The organism is Streptomyces lusitanus (assembly GCF_042647945.1).
Lineage (GTDB): Bacteria > Actinomycetota > Actinomycetes > Streptomycetales > Streptomycetaceae > Streptomyces > Streptomyces pseudogriseolus.
In genome coordinates this window covers 192254-211570 of record NZ_JBHRWL010000001.1, presented here as the reverse complement: position 1 = coordinate 211570, position 19317 = coordinate 192254, and the positions used below count along the sequence as shown (strand labels likewise).

Genomic DNA, 19317 nt, shown 5'->3' with positions numbered 1-19317 from the left:
GAGGACCCGACTGATGACCTCCCCCCTGCTCCCCGGCGACCGCCCCGCCCCCCGCAGCCTGCTGTCCGCCCCCGTGCTCACCGCCGCGTTCTGCGCGGTCGCCGTCGTGGCCGCCTTCTTCCTCGTCCCGGACGCCGCGATCGACGCGGTCCTGGTGACCGGCGTGGTCGCGTCCGTGCTGCTGTGCGCCGCCGTGACGGTGGCCGCGTACGGCCATCTGTCGGCGCGCGCCGCCCGGGAGCGGCTGGAGGCCGTGACCCAGGACGTCGGGCGGCTGCTCCAGGAGCGGTCCCGGACGACCGAGGAGGCCCGCCGCCGGCACGAGCTGCTGACCGGCGAACTCACCCGTGAGCGGGCCCGGTTGACCGCCGAGCTGGACCAGGAACGCGCCCGTCTCGCCGAGGCTTTGGCCGACGAGCGCGACCGGCTCACCGAGCAGCACGCGGCCGAACTGGCCCGGCTGGCGCACGAGCGGGCCGAGGAGCGCACCCGGACGGACGACGCGCACACGGCGGAGCTGGCCAGGGCCGCCGAACGGCACACCGCCGAGCTGGACCGGCTCACCGCCCAACACAACGCCGAGCTGCGCACGTTGGCCGAGGAGCACACCGAGGAACGGGACCGGCTGCGCGAGGAGCGCGACCGCCTGACGCGCGAACGGACCCGCCTCTCCGGGGAGAACGCGCGGCTGGCCACCCGGCTGCGGGAGGCCGAGGGCGCCCGCTCGGCCGCCCTGGCCGCCACCGCCAACGCGGCCGGCCGGATGCAGGCCCTGGCCACCGGCATGCTCGCCGACCTGCGCGCGATGGAGGAGAGGCACCACGACGAGGAGGTCCTCGCCGATCTCCTCCACCTCGACCACCGCACCGCCCAGGCGGGCCGCGTCGCCGACTCCGTCGCCGTCCTCACCGGCGCCCGCTCCGGCCGCCGCTGGGCCCGCCCCATCCCCATGGAGTCGATCCTGCGCGGCGCGATGGGCCGCATCGCCGGCTACCAGCGGGTCCGCGTCCACTCCGCGAGCGACACCTCCGTCGCCGGGCACGCCGCCGAGGGCGTGATGCACGCGCTCGCCGAACTCCTCGACAACGCGGCCAACTTCTCGCCCCCGACCGCCGAGGTCCACGTCTACGTGGAGGAGGTCCCGGCGGGCGTCATCGTGTCCGTCGAGGACAGCGGCCTGGTGATGGGCGAGGCGCAGCAGCGGCGCGCGGAGCGGGCCGTCTCCGGCGCGTCCGCCGAGCTGGGCGGCCTCACCGGCACCCGGCTGGGACTCGCGGTCGTCGGCCGGCTGGCCCGGCGGTACGGGCTGCGGGTGTCGTACCGGCCCTCCGCGCGCGGCGGCACGGGCGTGCTGGTGCTGCTGCCGCGGGACATCCTCGTGGCGGGGGACGCGGCGCCCGTGAAGCCGGTGCCGCAGGTTCTCACGGCTGCCGTGAGGGAGGAGGCCGAGGCGGCCGGGGTGAGGGACGGGGGCTCGTCCGGCACGGGCGACGACCGGTCGGCCGACTCGACAGACGACCAGCCTGCCGCGACGCAGGACGCGGAACCGTCCGCCACGCAGGACGACGCGCAGGACCTCCCTCCGCGCCGCCCCATGACCGAGCCCGAGCCCCTCCACGGCGCCACCGACGACACCGACTCGCCGGAGACGGTGCGCCCAGCCATCCCCGTGCCCGCACCCGTCCTCCCCGCCCCCTCCTACGCCGCCGCCCGCTCCGGAGGCGACGTCGACGCCGACCCCGTACCGGCCCACGCGTCCGCCGAAGCCGACGCCGACGCCCCGCCCCTCGTCCTCCCCCGCAGGCGCCGCGGCCGCACCCTCGCCGAGGCGGAGCGACGCTCCGGCGTCGCCGCCCGTGCCCCCGAGACCCGGCCCACCCCCACGCCCCCCACGCCCCCCACGGCCCCCACCGCCGAGGAGACCCGGGCCCGCACCGCCCGTTTCACCAGCTTCCGCCAGGCCGTCCGCACCCCCACCCCGGACGACACGGCCGACCCGGACGCGGGCGCCACCCCGCCCCGCGCCACCCCTCCCCGCGCGACCACCCCCGACCCCAGCACCACCCTCCGGCCCACCCCCGTGACTTCGGAAGGCGACACCACCTCATGACCGGCACGACCACCGCGGACGAGAAGCTCACCTGGCTCATCGAGGGCCTGCTGGAGCGCACGCCGGGCGCGCGGCACGCGCTCGTGCTCTCCCGTGACGGCCTGAAACTGTGCCGCACGGCCGGGCTCTCCGACGACCAGGCCGACCAGCTCGCCGCCATCGCGGCCGGCATCCAGTCGCTGTCGCACGGCGCGTCCGTCGAGTTCGGCGACGGCACCGGCGGGGTGCGCTCGGCGATGACCGAGTTCTACGGCGGCGTGCTGTTCATCGTGGAGGCCGGCCAGGGCGCGCACCTGGCCGTGATCACCGCCGAGGACGCGGACGCCGGGCTCGTCGGGCACAACATGAGCGAGCTGGTGGAGCAGCTCGGCGAGCACCTGACGGCCCTGCCGCGCAGCTCATGAGCCGGCCCGGCAGGGACGACGCACCCGACCGGCTGTACACCCTCACCGGGGGACGCAGCCGGTCCGGGCCCGGCAACCCGTTCGACCTGGTGACCCTGGTCGTCGCCGAGTGCGATCCGGTGCCCGGGATGCAGTCCGAGCACGCGGCGATCCTGCGCCTCACCGAACGGCCCACGGCGGTCGTGGAGATCGCGGCGGAGCTGGGGCTGCCGGTGAGCATCGTCCGGATCCTGCTGTCCGACCTCCTCGCGGCGGGCCGGGTCAGCGCCCGTCACCCCCGCAGGGCCGCCGTACCCGACCCCGACATCCTGGAGCAGGTGCTCGTTGGACTCCGCAACCTCTGAGACGCCCACGGCGTCCGGGACGCGCGCGCCGCTGGGCGCGTCGGCCGACAACGGCCTGAAGATCGTGGTCGTGGGCGGCTTCGGCGCCGGCAAGACGACGCTGGTCCGCTCCGTCAGCGAGATCCGTCCCCTGACCACCGAGGAGACGATGACACAGGCCGGCGAGGGCGTCGACGACGTCAGCGGGGTGCGCGGCAAGACCGCGACCACCGTCGCCTTCGACTTCGGCCGCATCACGCTGGACGCGCGCAACGTGCTGTACCTGTTCGGCGCGCCGGGCCAGGAGCGGTTCTGGTTCCTGTGGGACCGGCTGTTCTCCGGCACGCTCGGCGCGGTCGTACTGGTCGACACCCGGCGCATCGACGACTCCTGGTACGCCATCGACCGGCTGGAGCGGCACGGCACGCCGTTCATCGTGGCCTGCAACGACTTCGGCGGGCCCGCCTTCACCCCTCAGGCGGTCCGCGAGGCGCTCGACCTGGACCCGCACGTGCCGCTGGTCAGCTGCGACGCGCGCTCCCGCGAGTCCGGCAGGACCGTGCTGATCACGCTGGTGGAGCACGTCAAGGAGCTGTACGCCGATCAGGCCCGAGCCCCCCGTCAGGAGCTGGTGTGAGTCCCGCCTCCGTCCCCGGCGCCGTCCGCTTCAGCGGCCCGCTGCTTCAGGACGACCCGTCCCGCGTCTACCGCGAGCTGCGCCGCGAGCACGGCAGTGTGGTGCCGGTCGTGCTGGACGGGGACGCCCCGGCCTGGCTGGTCCTCGGCTACCGCGAGCTGCACCAGGTCACCGGCGACCCGGTGCTGTTCAGCCGCGACTCCGAGCTGTGGAACCAGTGGGAGAACATCCCCGACGACTGGCCGCTGCTGCCGATGATCGGCCGCCGCCAGCCGTCCATCCTCTACACCGTCGGCGAGCGGCACCGGGAGCGGGCCGCGATGCTGGGGAACGCGCTGGAGGCGGTCGGCCCGACCGAACTGCGCGGCCACGCCGAGCGGTTCGCGGACGAGCTGATCGACGCGATCTGCCCGCGCGGGTCCGCCGACGTGGTCGCCGAGTTCGCGATGCTGCTGCCGGTGCGCGTGCTGGCCCGGCTGTACGGGTTCCCGGACGACGAGGGTCCCGCGCTGGTGACCGCGCTCAACGACATGATCGACGGGCGGGAGCGGGCGCTCGCCGGGCAGACGCATCTGTTCACGTCGATGACGGAGCTGGTGGCCCGGCGGCGCAAGGAGCCGGGCGAGGACGTCGCCTCCCGGATGCTCGCCGACCCCTCGGGCTTCACCGACGAGGAGATCGTCCAGGACCTGATGGTGATGCTGGCGGCCGGGCACCAGCCGACCGCCGACTGGATCGGCAACTCGCTGCACCTGATGCTCACCGACGACCGGTTCGCGGCCTCGCTGTTCGGCGGCCGCAACAGCGTCGCCGAGGCGATGAACGAGGTGCTGTGGGAGGACACCCCGACGCAGAACGTGGCGGCGCGGTGGGCGTCGCGCGACACGCAGCTCGGCGGGCGCCGCGTCCGGGCGGGCGACATGGTGCTGCTGGGCCTCCAGGGCGCCAACTCCGACCCGCAGGTGCGCACCGACGGCTCGGCGTTCACCGGCGGCAACGGCGCGCACTTCTCCTTCGGTCACGGCGAGCACCGCTGTCCGTTCCCGGCACAGGAGATCGCCGAGGTGATCGCCCGGACCGGCATCGAGGTGGTCCTGGACCGGCTGCCGGACATCGACCTGGCCGTGCCGGCCGCCTCCCTGACCCGCCGCCCGTCGCCCTGGCTGCGCGGCCTGTCCGAGCTTCCGGTCACCTTCACACCCACCCCGGCCCTTGGAGGCTCGCTCGTATGACCGCTCGTACGGACCTCACCGCGACCGACACCGAAGCCACCCGCATCCCCCTCGACCCGTTCGTCTCCGACCTGGACGCCGAGAGCGCCGCGCTGCGGGCCGCCGGACCGCTGGCCGCCGTGACCCTGCCGGGCGGCGTGAACGTATGGGCGGTCACGCACCACGCCGAGGCGAAGAGGCTGCTGACCGACCCGCGGCTGGTGAAGGACATCAACGTCTGGACCGCCTGGCAGCGCGGGGAGATCGCCCCCGACTGGCCGCTGATCGGGCTGGCCAACCCGCCCCGCTCCATGCTCACCGTGGACGGCGACGACCACCGGCGGCTGCGCACCCTGGTCGCCCAGGCGCTCACCCCGAGACGGGTGGAGCGGATGAGGGAGCGGATCACGGAGCTGACCGGGTCCCTGCTGGACCAGGTGGCCGCCGAGCCCGGTGACACCGTCGACCTGAAGGCGGTGTTCGCCTACCCGCTGCCGATGTACGTGATCGCCGACCTGATGGGGCTGGCTCAGGAGCGGTTGCCGCGGCTGAAGGAGCTGTTCGAGAAGTTCTTCTCCACGCAGACCCCGCCGGAGGAGGTCGTCGCGACGCTCACCGAGCTGGCCGGGATCATGGCCGAGACGGTGGCGGCCAAGCGGGAGAACCCGGGCGACGACCTGACGTCGGCGCTGATCCAGGCGTCGGAGGACGGCGACCGGCTCACCGACGAGGAGATCGTCGCCACACTCCAGCTGATGGTGGCCGCCGGGCACGAGACCACGATCTCCCTGATCGTCAACGCGGTGGTCAACCTCTCCACCCACCCGGACCAGCGGGCGCTGGTGCTGTCCGGGAAGGCGGACTGGTCCGCGGTGGTCGAGGAGACGCTGCGCTGGTCCACGCCGACCTCGCACGTGCTGATCCGGTTCGCCACCGAGGACGTGCCCGTCGGGGACACGGTGCTGCCCGCCGGGGACGCGCTGATCGTGTCGTACGCGGCGATCGGGCGGGACGAGCGGGAGCACGGGCCGACGGCCGGCGACTTCGACATCACCCGGGAGAGTCCCCACCGGCACATCTCCTTCGGGCACGGCCCGCACGTCTGCCCCGGCGCCGCGCTGTCCCGCCTGGAGGCGGGCGTGGCCCTCCCGGCCCTGTACGCGCGCTTCCCGGGGCTGGACCTGGCGGTCCCGGCGGCCGAGCTGCGCAACAAGCCGGTGGTCACCCAGAACGACCTGTACGAGCTGCCCGTGACGCTCGGCGGGTGAACGACGCGGGTGGCGGGCGGACCTCCCCCCGGTCCGTCCGCCGCCCGTCCTCCGCCGCCCGTCCTCCGCCGCCCGTCCCGCGCCGCCCGTCCCGGTGATGTGTCTCAGCGGCGCGTCTCAGCGGACGGACGATGTTGCGCCCGCGTTTCCCCCAGCCGCTAGGCTCCCGTCGTGGCTGAGATCCGGATTCCTGCTGACATCAAGCCCGCCGACGGTCGTTTCGGTGCGGGTCCCTCCAAGGTGCGGACGGAAGCGCTGGACGCGCTGGCCGCGACCGGCACGTCCCTGCTGGGCACCTCCCACCGCCAGGCGCCGGTGAAGAACCTGGTCGGCCAGGTGCGGGAGGGCATCCGTGAGCTGTTCCAGCTCCCCGACGGCTACGAGGTGATCCTCGGCAACGGCGGATCGACCGCGTTCTGGGACATCGCGACCCACGGCCTGATCGAGAACAGGTCGCAGCACCTCAGCTTCGGCGAGTTCAGCTCCAAGTTCGCCAAGGCCGCCAAGCTCGCGCCCTGGCTTGCCGACCCCGACGTCATCTCCGCCGACCCGGGCACGCACCCGGAGGCGGTCGCCGAGGCGGGCGTCGACGTGTACGCCCTGACCCACAACGAAACCTCCACCGGCGTCGCCATGCCGATCCAGCGCGTGGCCGGCGCCGACGAGGGCGCGCTGGTCCTGGTGGACGCCACCTCCGGCGCGGGCGGCCTGCCGGTCGACGTCGCCGAGACGGACGTCTACTACTTCGCCCCGCAGAAGTCCTTCGCCTCCGACGGCGGCCTGTGGATCGGCGTGTTCTCCCCGGCCGCGATCGAGCGCGCCGAGCGGATCCACGCGAGCGGACGGCACGTCCCGGAGTTCTTCTCGCTGCCGACGGCGATCGACAACTCCCGCAAGAACCAGACGTACAACACCCCGGCGCTGTCCACCCTGTTCCTGCTGAACCAGCAGCTGGAGTGGCTCAACGGCCAGGGCGGCCTGGACTGGGCGGTCCGCCGCACCGCGACCTCCGCGCGCACCCTGTACGGCTGGGCGGAGGACATCAAGTACGCCAACCCGTTCGTCACCGACCCGGCGAAGCGCTCGGCCGTCATCGGCACGATCGACTTCACCGACGAGGTGGACGCCGCCGCCGTCGCCAAGGTGCTGCGTGCCAACGGCGTCGTCGACACCGAGCCGTACCGCAAGCTGGGCCGCAACCAGCTCCGCGTCGCGATGTTCCCGGCGATCGACCCGGCGGACGTCGAGGCCCTGACGAAGTGCGTCGACTACGTCATCGAGCAGCTGTAGTCACATCCTCGACACGCGAAGGGCGCCCGGCGGTTCTCCGCCGGGCGCCCTTCGCCGTCCGCCTCACCCGCCGTGCGCGGCACGCCAGGCGTCCACCAGCGCGTCGTACCGCCGGCGCTGTTCCTCCCGCGCGTCCCGCGCCGCCTCGGAGGCGGGGTCGAGGAGGTGGCCCAACGGCCGGGGACGCCGCCGGAAGCCCAGGGCCTCGCACAGGGCCGTGAGCCCTGCCTCCCTGAGGTCGACGGCCACGGCACCGCACCCGCCGGCCAGCGTCCACAGGGCCTGGGAGGCGAGCACGGGACCGAGTCCGAACCCGCGCCACTCCGGGTCCAGCCGGACGTGCGTCAGGGCCAGCAGGTCGCCGTCGGGGGACGTCACGGTGTCCCGGAACTCCTGCCGGTAACCGCCCTTGCCGAGGTCGTAGCAGCCGAGGACGGTGTGGAAGAGCTCCGGGTCGTACTGCTCCGCCCCCGCCCAGGGGTGCGGGCCGAACCGCTCGTCCTGCCGCAGCCGGTACAGGGTCAGCGAGCCGACGACCCCGCCGACGGTACGGTTCCTGATCCGCTCCACCCGGACGGACACGGTCCACTCGTCGGGAGCGGCCGAGTCGTCCCGACCGCTCAGGGGCTCGCGGAGGGAGTACTCCAGCGACAACCGCCGAGGATCACCCGGCAGTTCCTCGATCGGACGCCTGTACGGTTCCATGCCGCCGCATGCTAGCGGCGCCGCCGCCTCACCTGCTCAGCCGCTGGAACCTGCGTACCGCCAGCGGCAGGAAGACCGCCGTCAGGATCACCGGCCACACCCCCGCCATCAGCAGCGCGTGCCGCTCCACCCAGGAGTCGCCGCCGCCGACCGGGGTGCCGAAGAGCTCGCGGGTCGCCGCGGCCGTGGAGGAGATCGGGTTCCAGGCGGCGACCCGCCCCAGCCAGTCGGGCATGAGCTGCGGGGCGACGAAGATGCTGGAGATCATCGTCAGCGGGAAGGCCACCGCGAACAGGCCGCCCGCCGCCTCCGGGTTGGGGACGAGGAGTCCCAGCCAGACGCCGAGCCAGATCAGCGCGAACCGCAGCCACAGCAGCAGCCCGAACGCGGCGAGGAACTCCCAGCCGCCGGCCGGCCGCCAGCCCATCACCAGCGCCGTCAGCATCAGGATGGCCAGCTCGGCGCAGGCGACGATCAGATCTGTCACCCCGCGCCCGGCCACCACCGCCGAGGAGGCCATCGGCATCGAGCGGAAGCGGTCGATGACGCCCTTGGTGGAGTCGTACACCACCACCGTCGCGGTGTTGATGAAGCCGAACGCCATGGTCATCACGAACATGCCCGGCATCAGGAAGTCCTTGTAGTCCCCGCCGCCGGGCACCCGCATCGCGCTGCCGAAGACATAGCCGTACAGGAGGACGGACAGGATCGGGAAGCCCAGCTGCCAGGCGATGTTGACGGGCTGGCGCCGGTAGTGGGTCAGGCCCCGGCGGACGACGTTCCAGCAGTCCGCGAGCGCCCAGTACACCCGGCCGCGCGCGGCCGGTCCGGTCACCTCGAGCGCGCTCATGCCGCCGTCTCCTTCTCCGTCGTCTCCGTGCGGTGGCCGGTCAGGCGCAGGAACACGTCGTCGAGGCTGGGCCTGCGCAGCCCGATGTCCTCGACCCGGACGCCCTCGTCCTGGAGGGTGCGGGCGACGTCCGTCAGCGCGGTCACCCGGTCGGTCACGGGGGCGTGCACCCGCAACTCGGTCTCGTCCGCCTCCGGTTCGCCGTCGGCGACCCGGGCGACCACCTTCACCACGCGGGGGATGTCGGCGCGTTCGGCCACCACGACCTCGACGCGGTCGCCGCCGACGCGGTTCTTCAGCCCGTCCGGGGTGTCGTCGGCGATGGACCGGCCCCGGTCGATGACGGTGATGCGGGAGGCCAGCCGGTCGGCCTCCTCCAGGTACTGCGTGGTCAGCAGCACGGTCGTGCCGCCCGCCACCAGCGCCCGTACGGAGTCCCAGACCTCGCCCCGGCTGCGCGGGTCGAGCCCCGTCGTCGGCTCGTCCAGGAACAGCACGGCCGGCGTGAGGATCATCGACGCCGCCAGGTCCAGCCGGCGCCGCATGCCGCCGCTGTAGTCGCCGACGCCCTTGTCGGCGGCGTCGGTCAGGTCGAACTGGTCCAGCAGCTCGGCCGCCCGCGCACTGGCGCGCCGCCCGCCGAGGTGGAACAGCCTGCCGAACATCTCCAGGTTCTGCCGCCCGGTGAGCACCTCGTCCACCGCCGCGTACTGCCCGGTGAGCCCGATCCGCGCCCGTACCTCGCGGGGCTCACGCGCCACGTCGAGCCCGGCCACCGTCGCCCGGCCGCCGTCGAGCCGGACCAGCGTGGACAGGATCCGCACGGCGGTGGTCTTGCCCGCGCCGTTCGGTCCCAGCAGTCCGTGCACCGTGCCCGCCCGCACGGTGAGGTCGAAGCCGTCCAGGGCGCGCTTCTCGCCGTACCGCTTCTCCAGCCCCTCGGCCAGCACCGCGTACCCGTCGTCCTTCATGGGTCCCCCTTCCAGAAACCGAGTACACCGTACCCGATTACGCGTACAACGTACTCAGTTTTCGGGCGCGGTCCTAGACTGCCTGCATGAGCAGCGGCGCAAGCGGTACGGAGACCAGCGGCAGCGGCGACATCGCGCGCACCCTCGACCTGCTCTGGGGCACCGGGCAGCGGCCCAGCCGGGGCCCGAAGCCGGGGCTGACCCTGGAGCGGATCGTGGAGGCGGCGATCGAGGTCGCCGACCGGGACGGCCTCGGCGCGCTGTCCATGCGCCGCATCGCCACGGAGCTGGGCACCGGCACGATGTCCCTGTACCGGTACGTCCCCGGCAAGGCCGAACTGCTCGACCTGATGCTGGACCGGGTGCAGCGCCCGTCGGAGAACCCCGCGACCCTCGGCGACGGCACCTGGCGCTCCGCCCTGGAGGCGCTGGCCCGGGCCACCCTCGCCCTCTACCGGCGCCACCCCTGGCTGCTGGAGGTCAACCAGTCACGCCCGATCCTCGGCCCGAGCGCCCTGGACGGCATGGAGAAGGTGTTCTCCCGGATCAAGCCGATGGGCCTGTCCGACCCCGAACTGCTGTCGGTGATCGTCATGGTCGACGGGTACGTGGTCGGGGCCGCCCGGACGCAGCTGTACCAGGTGCAGGCCGAGCACAGCTCGGGGCTGACGGACGCGGAGTTCTGGGAGGCGCAGCGGCCCGCCCTGGAGAAGGCGATGAGCAGCGGGCGGTATCCCGTCATGGCCGGGCTGTCCGCGGACACCTTCGACTCCGGGTTCGACCACTTCGAGTTCGGGCTCCAGCGCATCCTGGACGGCCTGGAGCTCCACGTCGCCCGGCGCGCGGCCGAACAGGGGCGCTGACAGGGGCCGTCGGCAGGCCCCTTCCCCCCTCACCCCTTGCGCCGGCGCCTGCCCAGCCCGAACAGGGCCGCGAGCACCACGGCGACCACCACGGCTCCCCCCACCTTCACGGAGTCGCCGTCCCCGTCGCCGGAGGCGCCCTTGCCACCGTCCGCGCGGGAGCCGGGGCCGCCGCTGGACGCGTCCTCGTCCGCGCCGGGCGCCGGGCGGCTCACCACCCCGCTCTGCTCTCCCTCGCTGCCGAACAGCAGCCGGGAGCCGTCGGCCGAGTAGGTCACCGACTCCCCCTGCCCCTGGAGCGGCACGCTCAGCCGGCCCTCTCGCTTCAACTTGCCGCCGTTCCACGCGTAGTGGATGCCGCCGAAGTAACCGCGCACCGCGAGGTCCTGACCGTCCGGGGAGAGCGCGGCATCGGTGGTCCACAGCTCGACGGGCGCGATCGGCTTAAAGACGTTGTCGCCTTCCGCCGAGAGCTTCTCCGGTCCCTCGTAGAGGTGCCCGCCGTCCTCGTGCTTGTCGATGAGGTACACCCGCCCGGTCCTCGGGTGGACGACCATCGCCTCGGCGTCGCGCGGGCCGTCGGCGTACTTCACCACGTACTGGGTGGCCCGCACGGTCGCGTCCTCGAGCCGCTGCGGCTCGGGGAGTTCGTAGATCCACACGTACGGCCAGGAGCCGCCGAGGTTGTCGCCCACGTCGGCGACGAAGAGGCGGTTGCCCGGGCCGACGGAGATCGCCTCGACGTCCCGGGGCGTGCCGACGCCGGTGAGGGTGAGTCGGGCGACCGTGTCGCCGGTGGCGCCGTCGACGGCGTAGAGGTAGGGGCCGTCGTCGCTGTCGTTGTGGGTCCAGTAGACGCCGGGGTGCTGCCGGGAGGCGGCCAGACCGCTGGACTCGGTGATGCGCGGGTCGTTGATGGTGAACCCCTCGTCCCCGTCGTCGTTGTCGGCGGCGGAGGCGGGCACGGCGAGCGCGGCCGTCAGCAGGGTCGCGGCGAGCAGGGCGAAGGGTCGGCGCATGACCCAAGACTGCCATCAGCGCGGACCCCCCGGGTGCGGGTGTCGGGGCTCACATCGCGGTGAACGCGCTGATCCACGATGATGACCGGGTGCTCAGGTTCATGCCCGTAGGTGACTCGATGACGATCGGGAGCGCGGGTGAACACACCTGGCGCTACCGCCTGTGGCAGCACCTGTGCGGCGCGTACGGCGGCCCCTTCACGCTGGTCGGCCCGCGCGAGACGCTCCACGACCCGTCCACCGACGAGCCCACCTCGTACGCGTACGCCGACCCGGACTTCCCCCGCGCGCATCTGGCCGGCTGGGGCGAGGGCTGGTGCCACATGGCGCCGCTGATCGGCGACGCGGTGCGGTCCTGCCGCGCGGACGTGCTGCTGGTCTCGCTGGGCCTGATCGACCTCGGCTTCTACACCAACGCCGAGCAGACCGCGGACAACGTGCGCGCGTTCGTCGCGGAGGCGAGGGCCGCGAGGCCGCGCATCCGCACGGCCGTCATGCCGGTGATCCGCAACATCCGCGTGGAGGCCGACCCGGCCTTCGCCGACCAGGTCGCCCACTTCAACGAACTCCTGGCGAAGACGGTCGCCGACCTGGACACCCCGGCCTCCCCCCTCCTCCTGGTCCCGCCCCCACCGTCGTACGACTTCCACACGGACACCTACGACGGCACGCACCCCAACGAGAGCGGCGAGCACAGGATCGCGGGGGCGTTCGCGGAGGCCCTGTGGCGCGAGTGGGACCTGGGCGGCCCGTACGAGCAGGCGTGACCGCCCGGGGCCTGCGCAGCGGCCGCGTGTCCTGGTCACCGTGCGTATCGTTGTACCGCGCGGCCGCACTCGTCCGTGGGCGGCCGGGGAGGAGCGCCACGATGACCGTCCTTGAAGACAGGATCGCCATGGCCGACGTCGACACGCAGCGCTTGGACGAGTGGTTCGAGCGGCTGGAGCGGATGCCCGTCCCCGAAGGATTCAGGGTCGAGATCGTCGGAGGCAGCGTCTTCATCACCCCGCAGCGGGCCACGCACTGGGAGATCATCCTTCGCATCGTGCGGGCCGTCGAGGACAGGTTCGGGATGGACGTGAAGGTGTTCTCGGACGTCCGCATCGACTTCCCGGGCCACGAGAACGGTCTCTGCCCCGACGTGGCCGTGCTCCGGGATTCCGCCGAGAAGGACGAAGGAGGCCACTGGCGCTACGAGGACGTCCAGTTCGTCTTCGAGGTCATCTCCGAGGGCACCGCCGCCAACGACTACGGCCCGAAGAAGGCCGCCTACGCGACCGCCGAGCTCCCTCTCTACGTCATCGTCGACCCCTACCAGGGCCGCTGCTTCGTCTACACCGACCCGAAGAACGGCGACTACGTCACGCGGACGCGGGTGGACTTCGGCGACGACATCGATCTGACGGGCACCGTGGCCGACCTGACCGTGAACACCAGCGCCTTCCCCCGCGACTGATCCCCCTCCCCTTGCATAGAGCGCGCTCCAAGACGTTGGCTTGGAGACCATGAAGTACACGCAGCTCGGACGCACGGGACTCAAGGTCAGCCGGCTCGTCCTCGGGACGATGAACTTCGGTCCGCAGACCGACGAGGGCGACAGCCACGCCATCATGGACGCGGCGCTCGACGCCGGCATCAACTTCTTCGACACCGCCAACGTCTACGGGTGGGGTGAGAACAAGGGCCGCACCGAGGAGATCATCGGCAGCTGGTTCGCGAAGGGCGGCGGCCGTCGCGACAAGGTCGTCCTCGCGACGAAGGTGTACGGCAACATGGGCCCGGACGGCGAGGCGTGGCCCAACCACGACAAGCTGTCCGCGGTGAACATCCGGCGCGCGGTGGACGCCTCGCTGAAGCGGCTGGGGACCGACCACATCGACCTCTACCAGTTCCACCACATCGACCGGGCCACCCCGTTCGAGGAGATCTGGCAGGCGATCGACGTCCTGATCCAGCAGGGCAAGATCCTCTACGCCGGCTCGTCGAACTTCCCCGGCTACAAGATCGCCCAGGCCAACGAGACCGCCGCCCGGCGCGGCGGGACCATCGGTCTGGTCAGCGAGCAGTGCCTGTACAACCTCGCCGAGCGGCGCGCCGAGATGGAGGTGATCCCGGCCGCGCAGGAGTACGGGCTCGGGGTCATCCCCTGGTCGCCGCTGCACGGCGGGCTGCTGGGCGGGGTCATCAAGAAGGAGGCCGAGGGCGGCCGCCGCGCCTCCGGGCGGGCCGCGGACACCCTGGCCGACCCGGCTGCGCGCAAGCAGATCCAGGCGTACGAGGACCTGCTGGAGAAGCACGGCGTGGAGCCGGGCGAGACGGCGCTGGCCTGGCTGCTCACCCGTCCCGGCGTGACCGGCCCGATCGTCGGTCCGCGCACGCGCGAGCAGCTCGACTCGGCGCTGCGCGCGCTGGAGCTGGAGCTGGGCGAGGAGCTGCTGACCTCGCTGGACGAGATCTTCCCGGGCCCGGGTCCGTCCCCGGAGGCCTTCGCCTGGTGACGGCGGGCACGCCCTGACGGCCCGGCGGCGGCGCTACTTCCCGAGCGCCGCCGCCAGGGCCACCAGGACGAACATCAGCACGAGCGCACCGGCCATGATCCGGTTCCGGGTTTTGGGGTCCACACCGTCGAGCCTAACCGGCCGCGCCGAGCGCCCGGCGGGCGACCGCCTCGTAACGGGGCTGCTCGCCCGGTACGCCCGACCTGGGCAGGTGGCTGCGCACCAGCACCAGCTCCGCCACGGTCCAGGTGCGGCTGCGGAACTCCTCCAGCGCCGCGAGGTACGGCCGTACGTCCACGGCGTCCCGGCTGCGCGCCACGGTCAGGTGGGCCGTGTAGCGCCGGTGCTCCTCCATGTCCACGCCCGCCTTGCGCCCGGCCGCCTCGGACCGCTCGGCAAGCAGCCGCATGGTCCGCAGGTCGCCCGACGCGCCCGTCCAGAGCGCGCGTCCCCGGCCGAACTGGCCGCCGCCGGAGAGCGCCAGCAGGAACGGCTCGGTCCGCGCGGCGGCCTTCCCCAGCCGCGCGGTCAGCTCGGGCACGGTGTCCTCGTCCACCTCGCCGTAGAACGCGAGCGTGAAGTGCCACCCGGACCGCTCGGTCCACCGCAGCCCGTCGGCCCCGTCCAGCGCGCGCAGCGCGTCCACCTCGTCGGCCAGCGCCCCGATCACGTCCTCGGGCGGCAGCACGGCGGCGAAGAGTCTCATGCCTCCAGTGTCCCGCGTGTCCCGGTCACCGTGCGTATCGTTGTACTGCGCGGCTGTGCGCATCGAGCGGCAGCCGGGGAGGAGCGCCACGATGACCGTCCTCGAAGACAGGATCGAGATGGCCGAGAGCGGCGAAGAACTCACGCTCGACATGATGTTCGAGTGGCTTGAGAAGATGCCCGTCCCCGAGGGTTACAAGGCCGAGATCGTCGGGGGGCACGTCTTCATGACGCCGCAGCGGGACACCCACTTCCAGATCATCTTCGACATCCTGGAACAGTTGCGCGCCGCATACCCGCGCAAGCGCCTGGCCTCGGACGTACGGATCGACTTCCCCGGACGGCTGAACGGCTTCGCCTGTGACGTCGCGGCGTTCGCCGAGCGCTCGGTGAAGGACGCCAGGGGCCACTGGCAGTACCGGGACGTCGAGTTCGTCACCGAGGTCATCTCACGGGACACCGCCGCGAACGACTACGGGCCCAAGAAGGACACGTACGCCGCCGCCGGCGTGCCGGTGTACCTGATCGTCGATCCGTACACCGCCGAGTGGCATCTGCACACGCTGCCCAAGGACGGCGCCTACCACGCGGTCGTCGGCTTCCCCTTCGGCGAGGAGATCGACCTGACCGGGACGTCCGTCGGACTGGTGCTCAGAACCGACGAGTTCCCCCGGGACTGACTGCGCCGGGCCGCGCGCCCGGCCCGGCGGCTAGGCCGCCGGGGCCAGGGCCTTCGCGTGGTCGCGGGGGACGAAGCGGACGGTCGGATGGCCGTGGTGCCAGCGGACCGCGAGGCGCAGGCCGCCGGCGCGGGCCAGGACCAGGCCGATGACGGCCGCCGCGGTCATGGCGATCGCGCCTCCCGCCGCGAAGCCGACGCGGGCGCCGTAGGTGTCGGTGACCCAGCCGACGATCGGGGCGCCGACGGGGGCGCCGCCGAGGAACACCATCATGTACAGGGCCATGACGCGGCCCCGCACCGCCGGGTCGGTGGACATCTGGAGGCTGGTGTTGGTGGTGACGTTGACCGTCATCGACACCAGGCCCAGCGGCACCATGATCAGCGCGAACATCCACAGCTCGGGCGACGCGGCGGCGAGGATCTCCAGCGCGCCGAAGGCCAGCGCGGCCATGATCAGCAGCCGCAGCCGGGCGGTGCCGCGCCGGGCGGCGAGCAGGGCGCCGGAGACGGAGCCGACCGCCATCAGCGTGTTGAACATGCTGTAGACGCCCGCGTCCCCCTGGAACACGTCGTCGGCGAAGGCCGACAGGTAGACCGGGAAGTTGAAGGCGAACGTGCCCATGAAGCCGACCAGCACGATGGGCCACAGCAGGTCGGGCCGTCCGGCGACATAGCGCAGGCCCTCGCGGAGCTGTCCCTTGCCGCGCGGGGCGCGCTCCACGGGGTGCAGCTCGCGGGCGCGCATCAGCAGCAGGCCGGTCAGCGGCGCGACGAAGGACAGGCCGTTCAGCAGGAACGCCCATCCGGTGCCGACGCCGGTGATCAGCAGGCCCGCGACGGCGGGGCCGACCAGCCGGGCGGACTGGAAGTTCGCGGAGTTCAGGCTGACCGCGTTCTGCAGCTGTCCGGGGCCGACCAGCTCGGACACGAACGACTGGCGGGCGGGGTTGTCGACGACGGTCGCGAGACCGAGGGCGAGGGCGGCGACGTAGATGTGCCACACCTGGACGAGGCCGGTCAGGGTGAGGACGGCGAGCGCGATCGACGTGAGCGCCATCGCGGTCTGGGTCACCATCAGGGTGGGCCGCTTGCGCAGCCGGTCGACGAGGACGCCTCCGTAGAGGCCGAACAGCAGCATCGGCAGGAACTGGAGCGCCGTGGTGATGCCGACGGCGGCGGAGGAGCCGGTGAGGCTGAGCACCAGCCAGTCCTGGGCGATGCGCTGCATCCAGGTGCCGATGTTGGAGACGACCTGGCCGAGGAAGAAGAGGCGGTAGTTCCTGATCCTCAGCGAGGAGAACATCGAGTTCCTGCGGACGGGGGCGCCGAGGGCGGTCCTCGGGTCGAGGGCGGTCTTGGTGTCGTAGGGGTCAGGTGCGGGGGCGGAAGCTGCTCCGGATCCCGTACTCAAAAGGTTCGCCTCCTGTGGCTGCCGGGGGTGGTTCAGATGTGCGCCAGCTTCTCCAGCACGGGGGCGGCGGCGCGCAGGGTCGCCCACTCGTCCTCGTCGAGCCCCTCGGCCAGCGAGGCGAGGAACGCGTTCCGCTTGCGTCGGCTCTCCTCGAGCATCGCCTCGGCCCGCTCGGTCTGCGTGACGACCTTCTGGCGCCGGTCGTCGGGGTGCGGCTCGAGTCTGACGAGGCCCTTGGCCTCCAGCAGCGCCACGATGCGGGTCATCGACGGCGGCTGGACGTGTTCCTTGCGGGCGAGCTCGCCCGGGGTGGCACTGCCGCAGCGGGCCAGGGTGCCGAGCACCGACATCTCGGTGGGGCTGAGCGACTCGTCGACCCGCTGGTGCTTGAGCCGACGGGACAGCCGCATCACGGCGGAGCGGAGGGCGTTCACGGCGGCGTCGTCGCCATGGCTGAGGTCCGGCATGTTCTTTAGCGTAACTCATTACTCTCGCTAAAGACCACTCGGTACGCCGTGTCCCGCCCGTGAGTCGCGCCACTCCCGCCCCAGGGGAACGGACCCCCAGGACCGCGGACCCCAGAAGCCGGCCGAAATCAAGACGGCCACCGGCCGAGATCACCCAAATGAGTGATCGATGCACGAAATGCCACGCACCGCACCGTGAGGTGCGGCAACGCTCATGCCCATGGGGACCGATGTGCTCAGCCTGCGGATAGACCATGAACTGCTCGAACGGCTCCGCGACCACGCCGCCAAACGCGGCATGAGCGTCCAGGACTATGTCGTCCGGACGCTCATGCGCGATGACTTCGACCAGCGGTTCCGCACCGCCGTCGAGGAGACGGAGAAGTTCTACGGGGTCACCTGATCCCGGCCCCGTCCCCCGGCGGGATCGGACAGGCCGGGGATCAGGTCAGACCCAGCGCCGGCATCAGGTAGTAGAAGGCGAAGACCGCCGCCACCACGTACATCGCCGTCGGGACCTCCCGGCCGCGGCCCGCCGCGAGACGCAGCGCCACGAAGGTGAGGAAGCCCATCCCGATGCCGTTGGTGATCGAGTAGGTGAACGGCATCATCACCATCGTCACGAAGGCGGGGATGGCGATCGTGTGGTCCGCCCAGTCGATCTCCCTGATCCCGTTGGCCAGGATCAGGAAGCCCACCGCGAGCAGCGCGGGGGTGGCCGCCTGGGACGGGACCATGGTGGCGATCGGCGTGAGGAACAGCGCGACGGCGAACAGGCCGCCGGTGACGACGTTGGCGAAGCCGGTGCGCGCGCCCTCGCCGACGCCGGCCGTGGACTCCACGAAGGCGGTGGTGGCGGAGGAGGAGCTGGCCCCGCCCGCCGCGACGGCGACGCCGTCGATGAACAGCACCTTGTTGATGCCGGGCATCTGGCCCTCGCCGTCGGTGAGCTTGGCCTCGTCGGAGACGCCCATGATCGTGCCCATCGCGTCGAAGAAGCACGACAGCAGCACGGTGAAGACGAACAGGATGCCGGTCAGCACGCCGACCTTGGAGAATCCGCCGAACAGGCTGACCTGGCCGATCAGGCCGAAGTCGGGGCTGGCGACCGGGTTGCCGGGCCACTCGGGCGTGGTCAGGCCCCAGGAGGGCACGTCGGCGACGGCGTTGATGACGACGGCGACGACGGTCATCACGACGATCGAGACGAGGATCGCACCGGGCACCTTGCGCACGATCAGCGCCAGCGTGAGCAGCGCGCCGAGCACGAAGACCAGCACCGGCCAGCCGTTGAGGTGGCCGTCCGCGCCGAGCTGGAGCGGGACGGTGGTCTGGGCGGCGTCCGGGATGCGGGAGACGAAGCCGGAGTCGACCAGGCCGATCAGCATGATGAACAGGCCGATGCCGATGGCGATGGCCTTGCGCAGCCCGTAGGGCACGGCGTTCATCACGCGCTCGCGCAGGCCGGTGGCGACCAGGAGCATCACGATGAAACCGGCCAGCACCACCATGCCCATGGCGTCCGGCCAGGACATGCGGGGCGCGAGCTGGAGCGCGACCACGGAGTTCACGCCGAGGCCGGCGGCCAGGGCGATCGGGACGTTGCCGATGACGCCCATGAGCAGCGTGGTGAACGCGGCGGTGAGGGCGGTCGCGGTGACCAGCTGGCCGTTGTCCAGCTGGTTGCCGTACATGTCCTTCGCGCTGCCGAGGATGATCGGGTTCAGCACGATGATGTACGCCATCGCGAAGAAGGTGGCGAGACCGCCCCGGATCTCGCGGGACAGCGTGCTGCCGCGCTCGGTGATCCGGAAGTAGCGGTCGAGGGCGCCGGACGCGGCACCGGACCCCGGCTGCTCGGGGGTGGGCGCCTTGGCGGGGGCCGACGTGGACATGTGCGGGG

Annotated in this window: 21 protein-coding genes; 13 read left to right on the top strand and 8 right to left on the bottom strand. The window is 72.3% G+C overall.

Annotated elements, in window-relative coordinates; translation table 11 throughout:
- The first annotated feature begins 13 nt into the window (after positions 1–13).
- The 7 genes from ACFOSY_RS01100 to serC all read left to right on the top strand — a co-directional run bounded on the left by ACFOSY_RS01100 (position 14) and on the right by serC (position 7243).
- Positions 14–2110: an ATP-binding protein gene (locus ACFOSY_RS01100; protein WP_394304839.1), complete on the top strand. Its 2097-nt coding sequence runs from the start codon at positions 14–16 to the stop codon at positions 2108–2110.
- Positions 2107–2514: a roadblock/LC7 domain-containing protein gene (locus ACFOSY_RS01095; RefSeq protein WP_369156481.1), complete on the top strand. Its 408-nt coding sequence runs from the start codon at positions 2107–2109 to the stop codon at positions 2512–2514. The genes ACFOSY_RS01100 and ACFOSY_RS01095 overlap by 4 nt, the downstream gene beginning before the upstream one ends.
- The gene (locus tag ACFOSY_RS01090) at positions 2511–2858 is read left to right on the top strand and encodes a DUF742 domain-containing protein (RefSeq protein WP_394304838.1); all 348 of its coding nucleotides are present in this window, start codon (positions 2511–2513) and stop codon (positions 2856–2858) included. Before ACFOSY_RS01095 ends, ACFOSY_RS01090 begins: the two co-directional genes overlap by 4 nt.
- Positions 2839–3474: a GTP-binding protein gene (locus ACFOSY_RS01085; protein WP_394304837.1), complete on the top strand. Its 636-nt coding sequence runs from the start codon at positions 2839–2841 to the stop codon at positions 3472–3474. Before ACFOSY_RS01090 ends, ACFOSY_RS01085 begins: the two co-directional genes overlap by 20 nt.
- A complete protein-coding gene (locus tag ACFOSY_RS01080; RefSeq protein ID WP_394304836.1) occupies positions 3471–4706 on the top strand; it encodes a cytochrome P450 in 1236 nt (411 codons plus the stop codon). The genes ACFOSY_RS01085 and ACFOSY_RS01080 overlap by 4 nt, the downstream gene beginning before the upstream one ends.
- Complete coding sequence (locus ACFOSY_RS01075; protein ID WP_394304835.1) at positions 4703–5953, top strand: cytochrome P450 family protein; 1251 nt, start codon at positions 4703–4705, stop codon at positions 5951–5953. The genes ACFOSY_RS01080 and ACFOSY_RS01075 overlap by 4 nt, the downstream gene beginning before the upstream one ends.
- Positions 5954–6124: 171 nt before the next feature.
- Positions 6125–7243, top strand: coding sequence for a phosphoserine transaminase (gene serC, locus ACFOSY_RS01070; protein WP_394304834.1), 1119 nt, complete (start codon positions 6125–6127; stop codon positions 7241–7243).
- A gap of 63 nt (positions 7244–7306) precedes the next feature.
- Here the strand turns inward: serC and ACFOSY_RS01065 are convergent, their stop codons facing one another.
- The 3 genes from ACFOSY_RS01065 to ACFOSY_RS01055 are packed head-to-tail and all read right to left on the bottom strand — an operon-like array spanning position 7307 to position 9769.
- Entirely contained in the window at positions 7307–7948 is a 642-nt protein-coding gene (locus ACFOSY_RS01065; RefSeq protein WP_394304833.1) for a hypothetical protein, read from the bottom strand.
- Positions 7949–7976: 28 nt separating this feature from the next.
- Complete coding sequence (locus tag ACFOSY_RS01060) at positions 7977–8798, bottom strand: ABC transporter permease (RefSeq protein ID WP_394304832.1); 822 nt, start codon at positions 8796–8798, stop codon at positions 7977–7979.
- Positions 8795–9769 carry an ATP-binding cassette domain-containing protein gene (locus tag ACFOSY_RS01055; RefSeq protein ID WP_394304831.1) on the bottom strand — a complete coding sequence of 325 codons (975 nt, stop codon included), beginning with the start codon at positions 9767–9769 and terminating at the stop codon, positions 8795–8797. Before ACFOSY_RS01055 ends, ACFOSY_RS01060 begins: the two co-directional genes overlap by 4 nt.
- Positions 9770–9855: 86 nt before the next feature.
- Here ACFOSY_RS01055 and ACFOSY_RS01050 point away from each other — a divergent pair, with 86 nt between their 5' ends.
- Positions 9856–10632 (top strand): TetR/AcrR family transcriptional regulator, encoded by a 777-nt coding sequence (locus ACFOSY_RS01050; RefSeq protein WP_394304830.1) that lies wholly within the window; start codon positions 9856–9858, stop codon positions 10630–10632.
- Between the two features lie 29 nt (positions 10633–10661).
- On the opposite strand, the gene ACFOSY_RS01045 is transcribed toward ACFOSY_RS01050, so the two are convergent.
- Complete coding sequence (locus ACFOSY_RS01045) at positions 10662–11651, bottom strand: WD40 repeat domain-containing protein (protein ID WP_394304829.1); 990 nt, start codon at positions 11649–11651, stop codon at positions 10662–10664.
- Between the two features lie 89 nt (positions 11652–11740).
- Here ACFOSY_RS01045 and ACFOSY_RS01040 point away from each other — a divergent pair, with 89 nt between their 5' ends.
- From ACFOSY_RS01040 to ACFOSY_RS01030, 3 genes are all read left to right on the top strand, one after another.
- Positions 11741–12418 carry a GDSL-type esterase/lipase family protein gene (locus tag ACFOSY_RS01040; protein WP_394304828.1) on the top strand — a complete coding sequence of 226 codons (678 nt, stop codon included), beginning with the start codon at positions 11741–11743 and terminating at the stop codon, positions 12416–12418.
- A gap of 101 nt (positions 12419–12519) precedes the next feature.
- Positions 12520–13107 carry a Uma2 family endonuclease gene (locus ACFOSY_RS01035; protein ID WP_394304827.1) on the top strand — a complete coding sequence of 196 codons (588 nt, stop codon included), beginning with the start codon at positions 12520–12522 and terminating at the stop codon, positions 13105–13107.
- A gap of 49 nt (positions 13108–13156) precedes the next feature.
- Entirely contained in the window at positions 13157–14149 is a 993-nt protein-coding gene (locus ACFOSY_RS01030; protein ID WP_394304826.1) for an aldo/keto reductase, read from the top strand.
- A 133-nt stretch (positions 14150–14282) separates the two neighbouring features.
- Here ACFOSY_RS01030 and thpR read toward each other — a convergent pair whose 3' ends face one another.
- Complete coding sequence (thpR, locus tag ACFOSY_RS01025; protein WP_394304825.1) at positions 14283–14855, bottom strand: RNA 2',3'-cyclic phosphodiesterase; 573 nt, start codon at positions 14853–14855, stop codon at positions 14283–14285.
- Positions 14856–14946: 91 nt separating this feature from the next.
- Between thpR and ACFOSY_RS01020 the strand changes: the two genes are divergently transcribed.
- On the top strand, positions 14947–15534 hold the full coding sequence (locus ACFOSY_RS01020) for a Uma2 family endonuclease (protein WP_394304824.1): 588 nt from the start codon (positions 14947–14949) through the stop codon (positions 15532–15534).
- 30 nt (positions 15535–15564) lie between these two features.
- Here the strand turns inward: ACFOSY_RS01020 and ACFOSY_RS01015 are convergent, their stop codons facing one another.
- Complete coding sequence (locus tag ACFOSY_RS01015) at positions 15565–16947, bottom strand: MFS transporter (protein ID WP_394304823.1); 1383 nt, start codon at positions 16945–16947, stop codon at positions 15565–15567.
- Between the two features lie 32 nt (positions 16948–16979).
- Complete coding sequence (locus ACFOSY_RS01010) at positions 16980–17414, bottom strand: MarR family winged helix-turn-helix transcriptional regulator (protein ID WP_394304822.1); 435 nt, start codon at positions 17412–17414, stop codon at positions 16980–16982.
- Between the two features lie 220 nt (positions 17415–17634).
- Between ACFOSY_RS01010 and ACFOSY_RS01005 the strand changes: the two genes are divergently transcribed.
- A complete protein-coding gene (locus tag ACFOSY_RS01005; RefSeq protein ID WP_033276586.1) occupies positions 17635–17817 on the top strand; it encodes a hypothetical protein in 183 nt (60 codons plus the stop codon).
- A gap of 40 nt (positions 17818–17857) precedes the next feature.
- Here the strand turns inward: ACFOSY_RS01005 and ACFOSY_RS01000 are convergent, their stop codons facing one another.
- On the bottom strand, positions 17858–19309 hold the full coding sequence (locus ACFOSY_RS01000) for an NCS2 family permease (protein ID WP_394304821.1): 1452 nt from the start codon (positions 19307–19309) through the stop codon (positions 17858–17860).
- Positions 19310–19317: the final 8 nt, after the last annotated feature.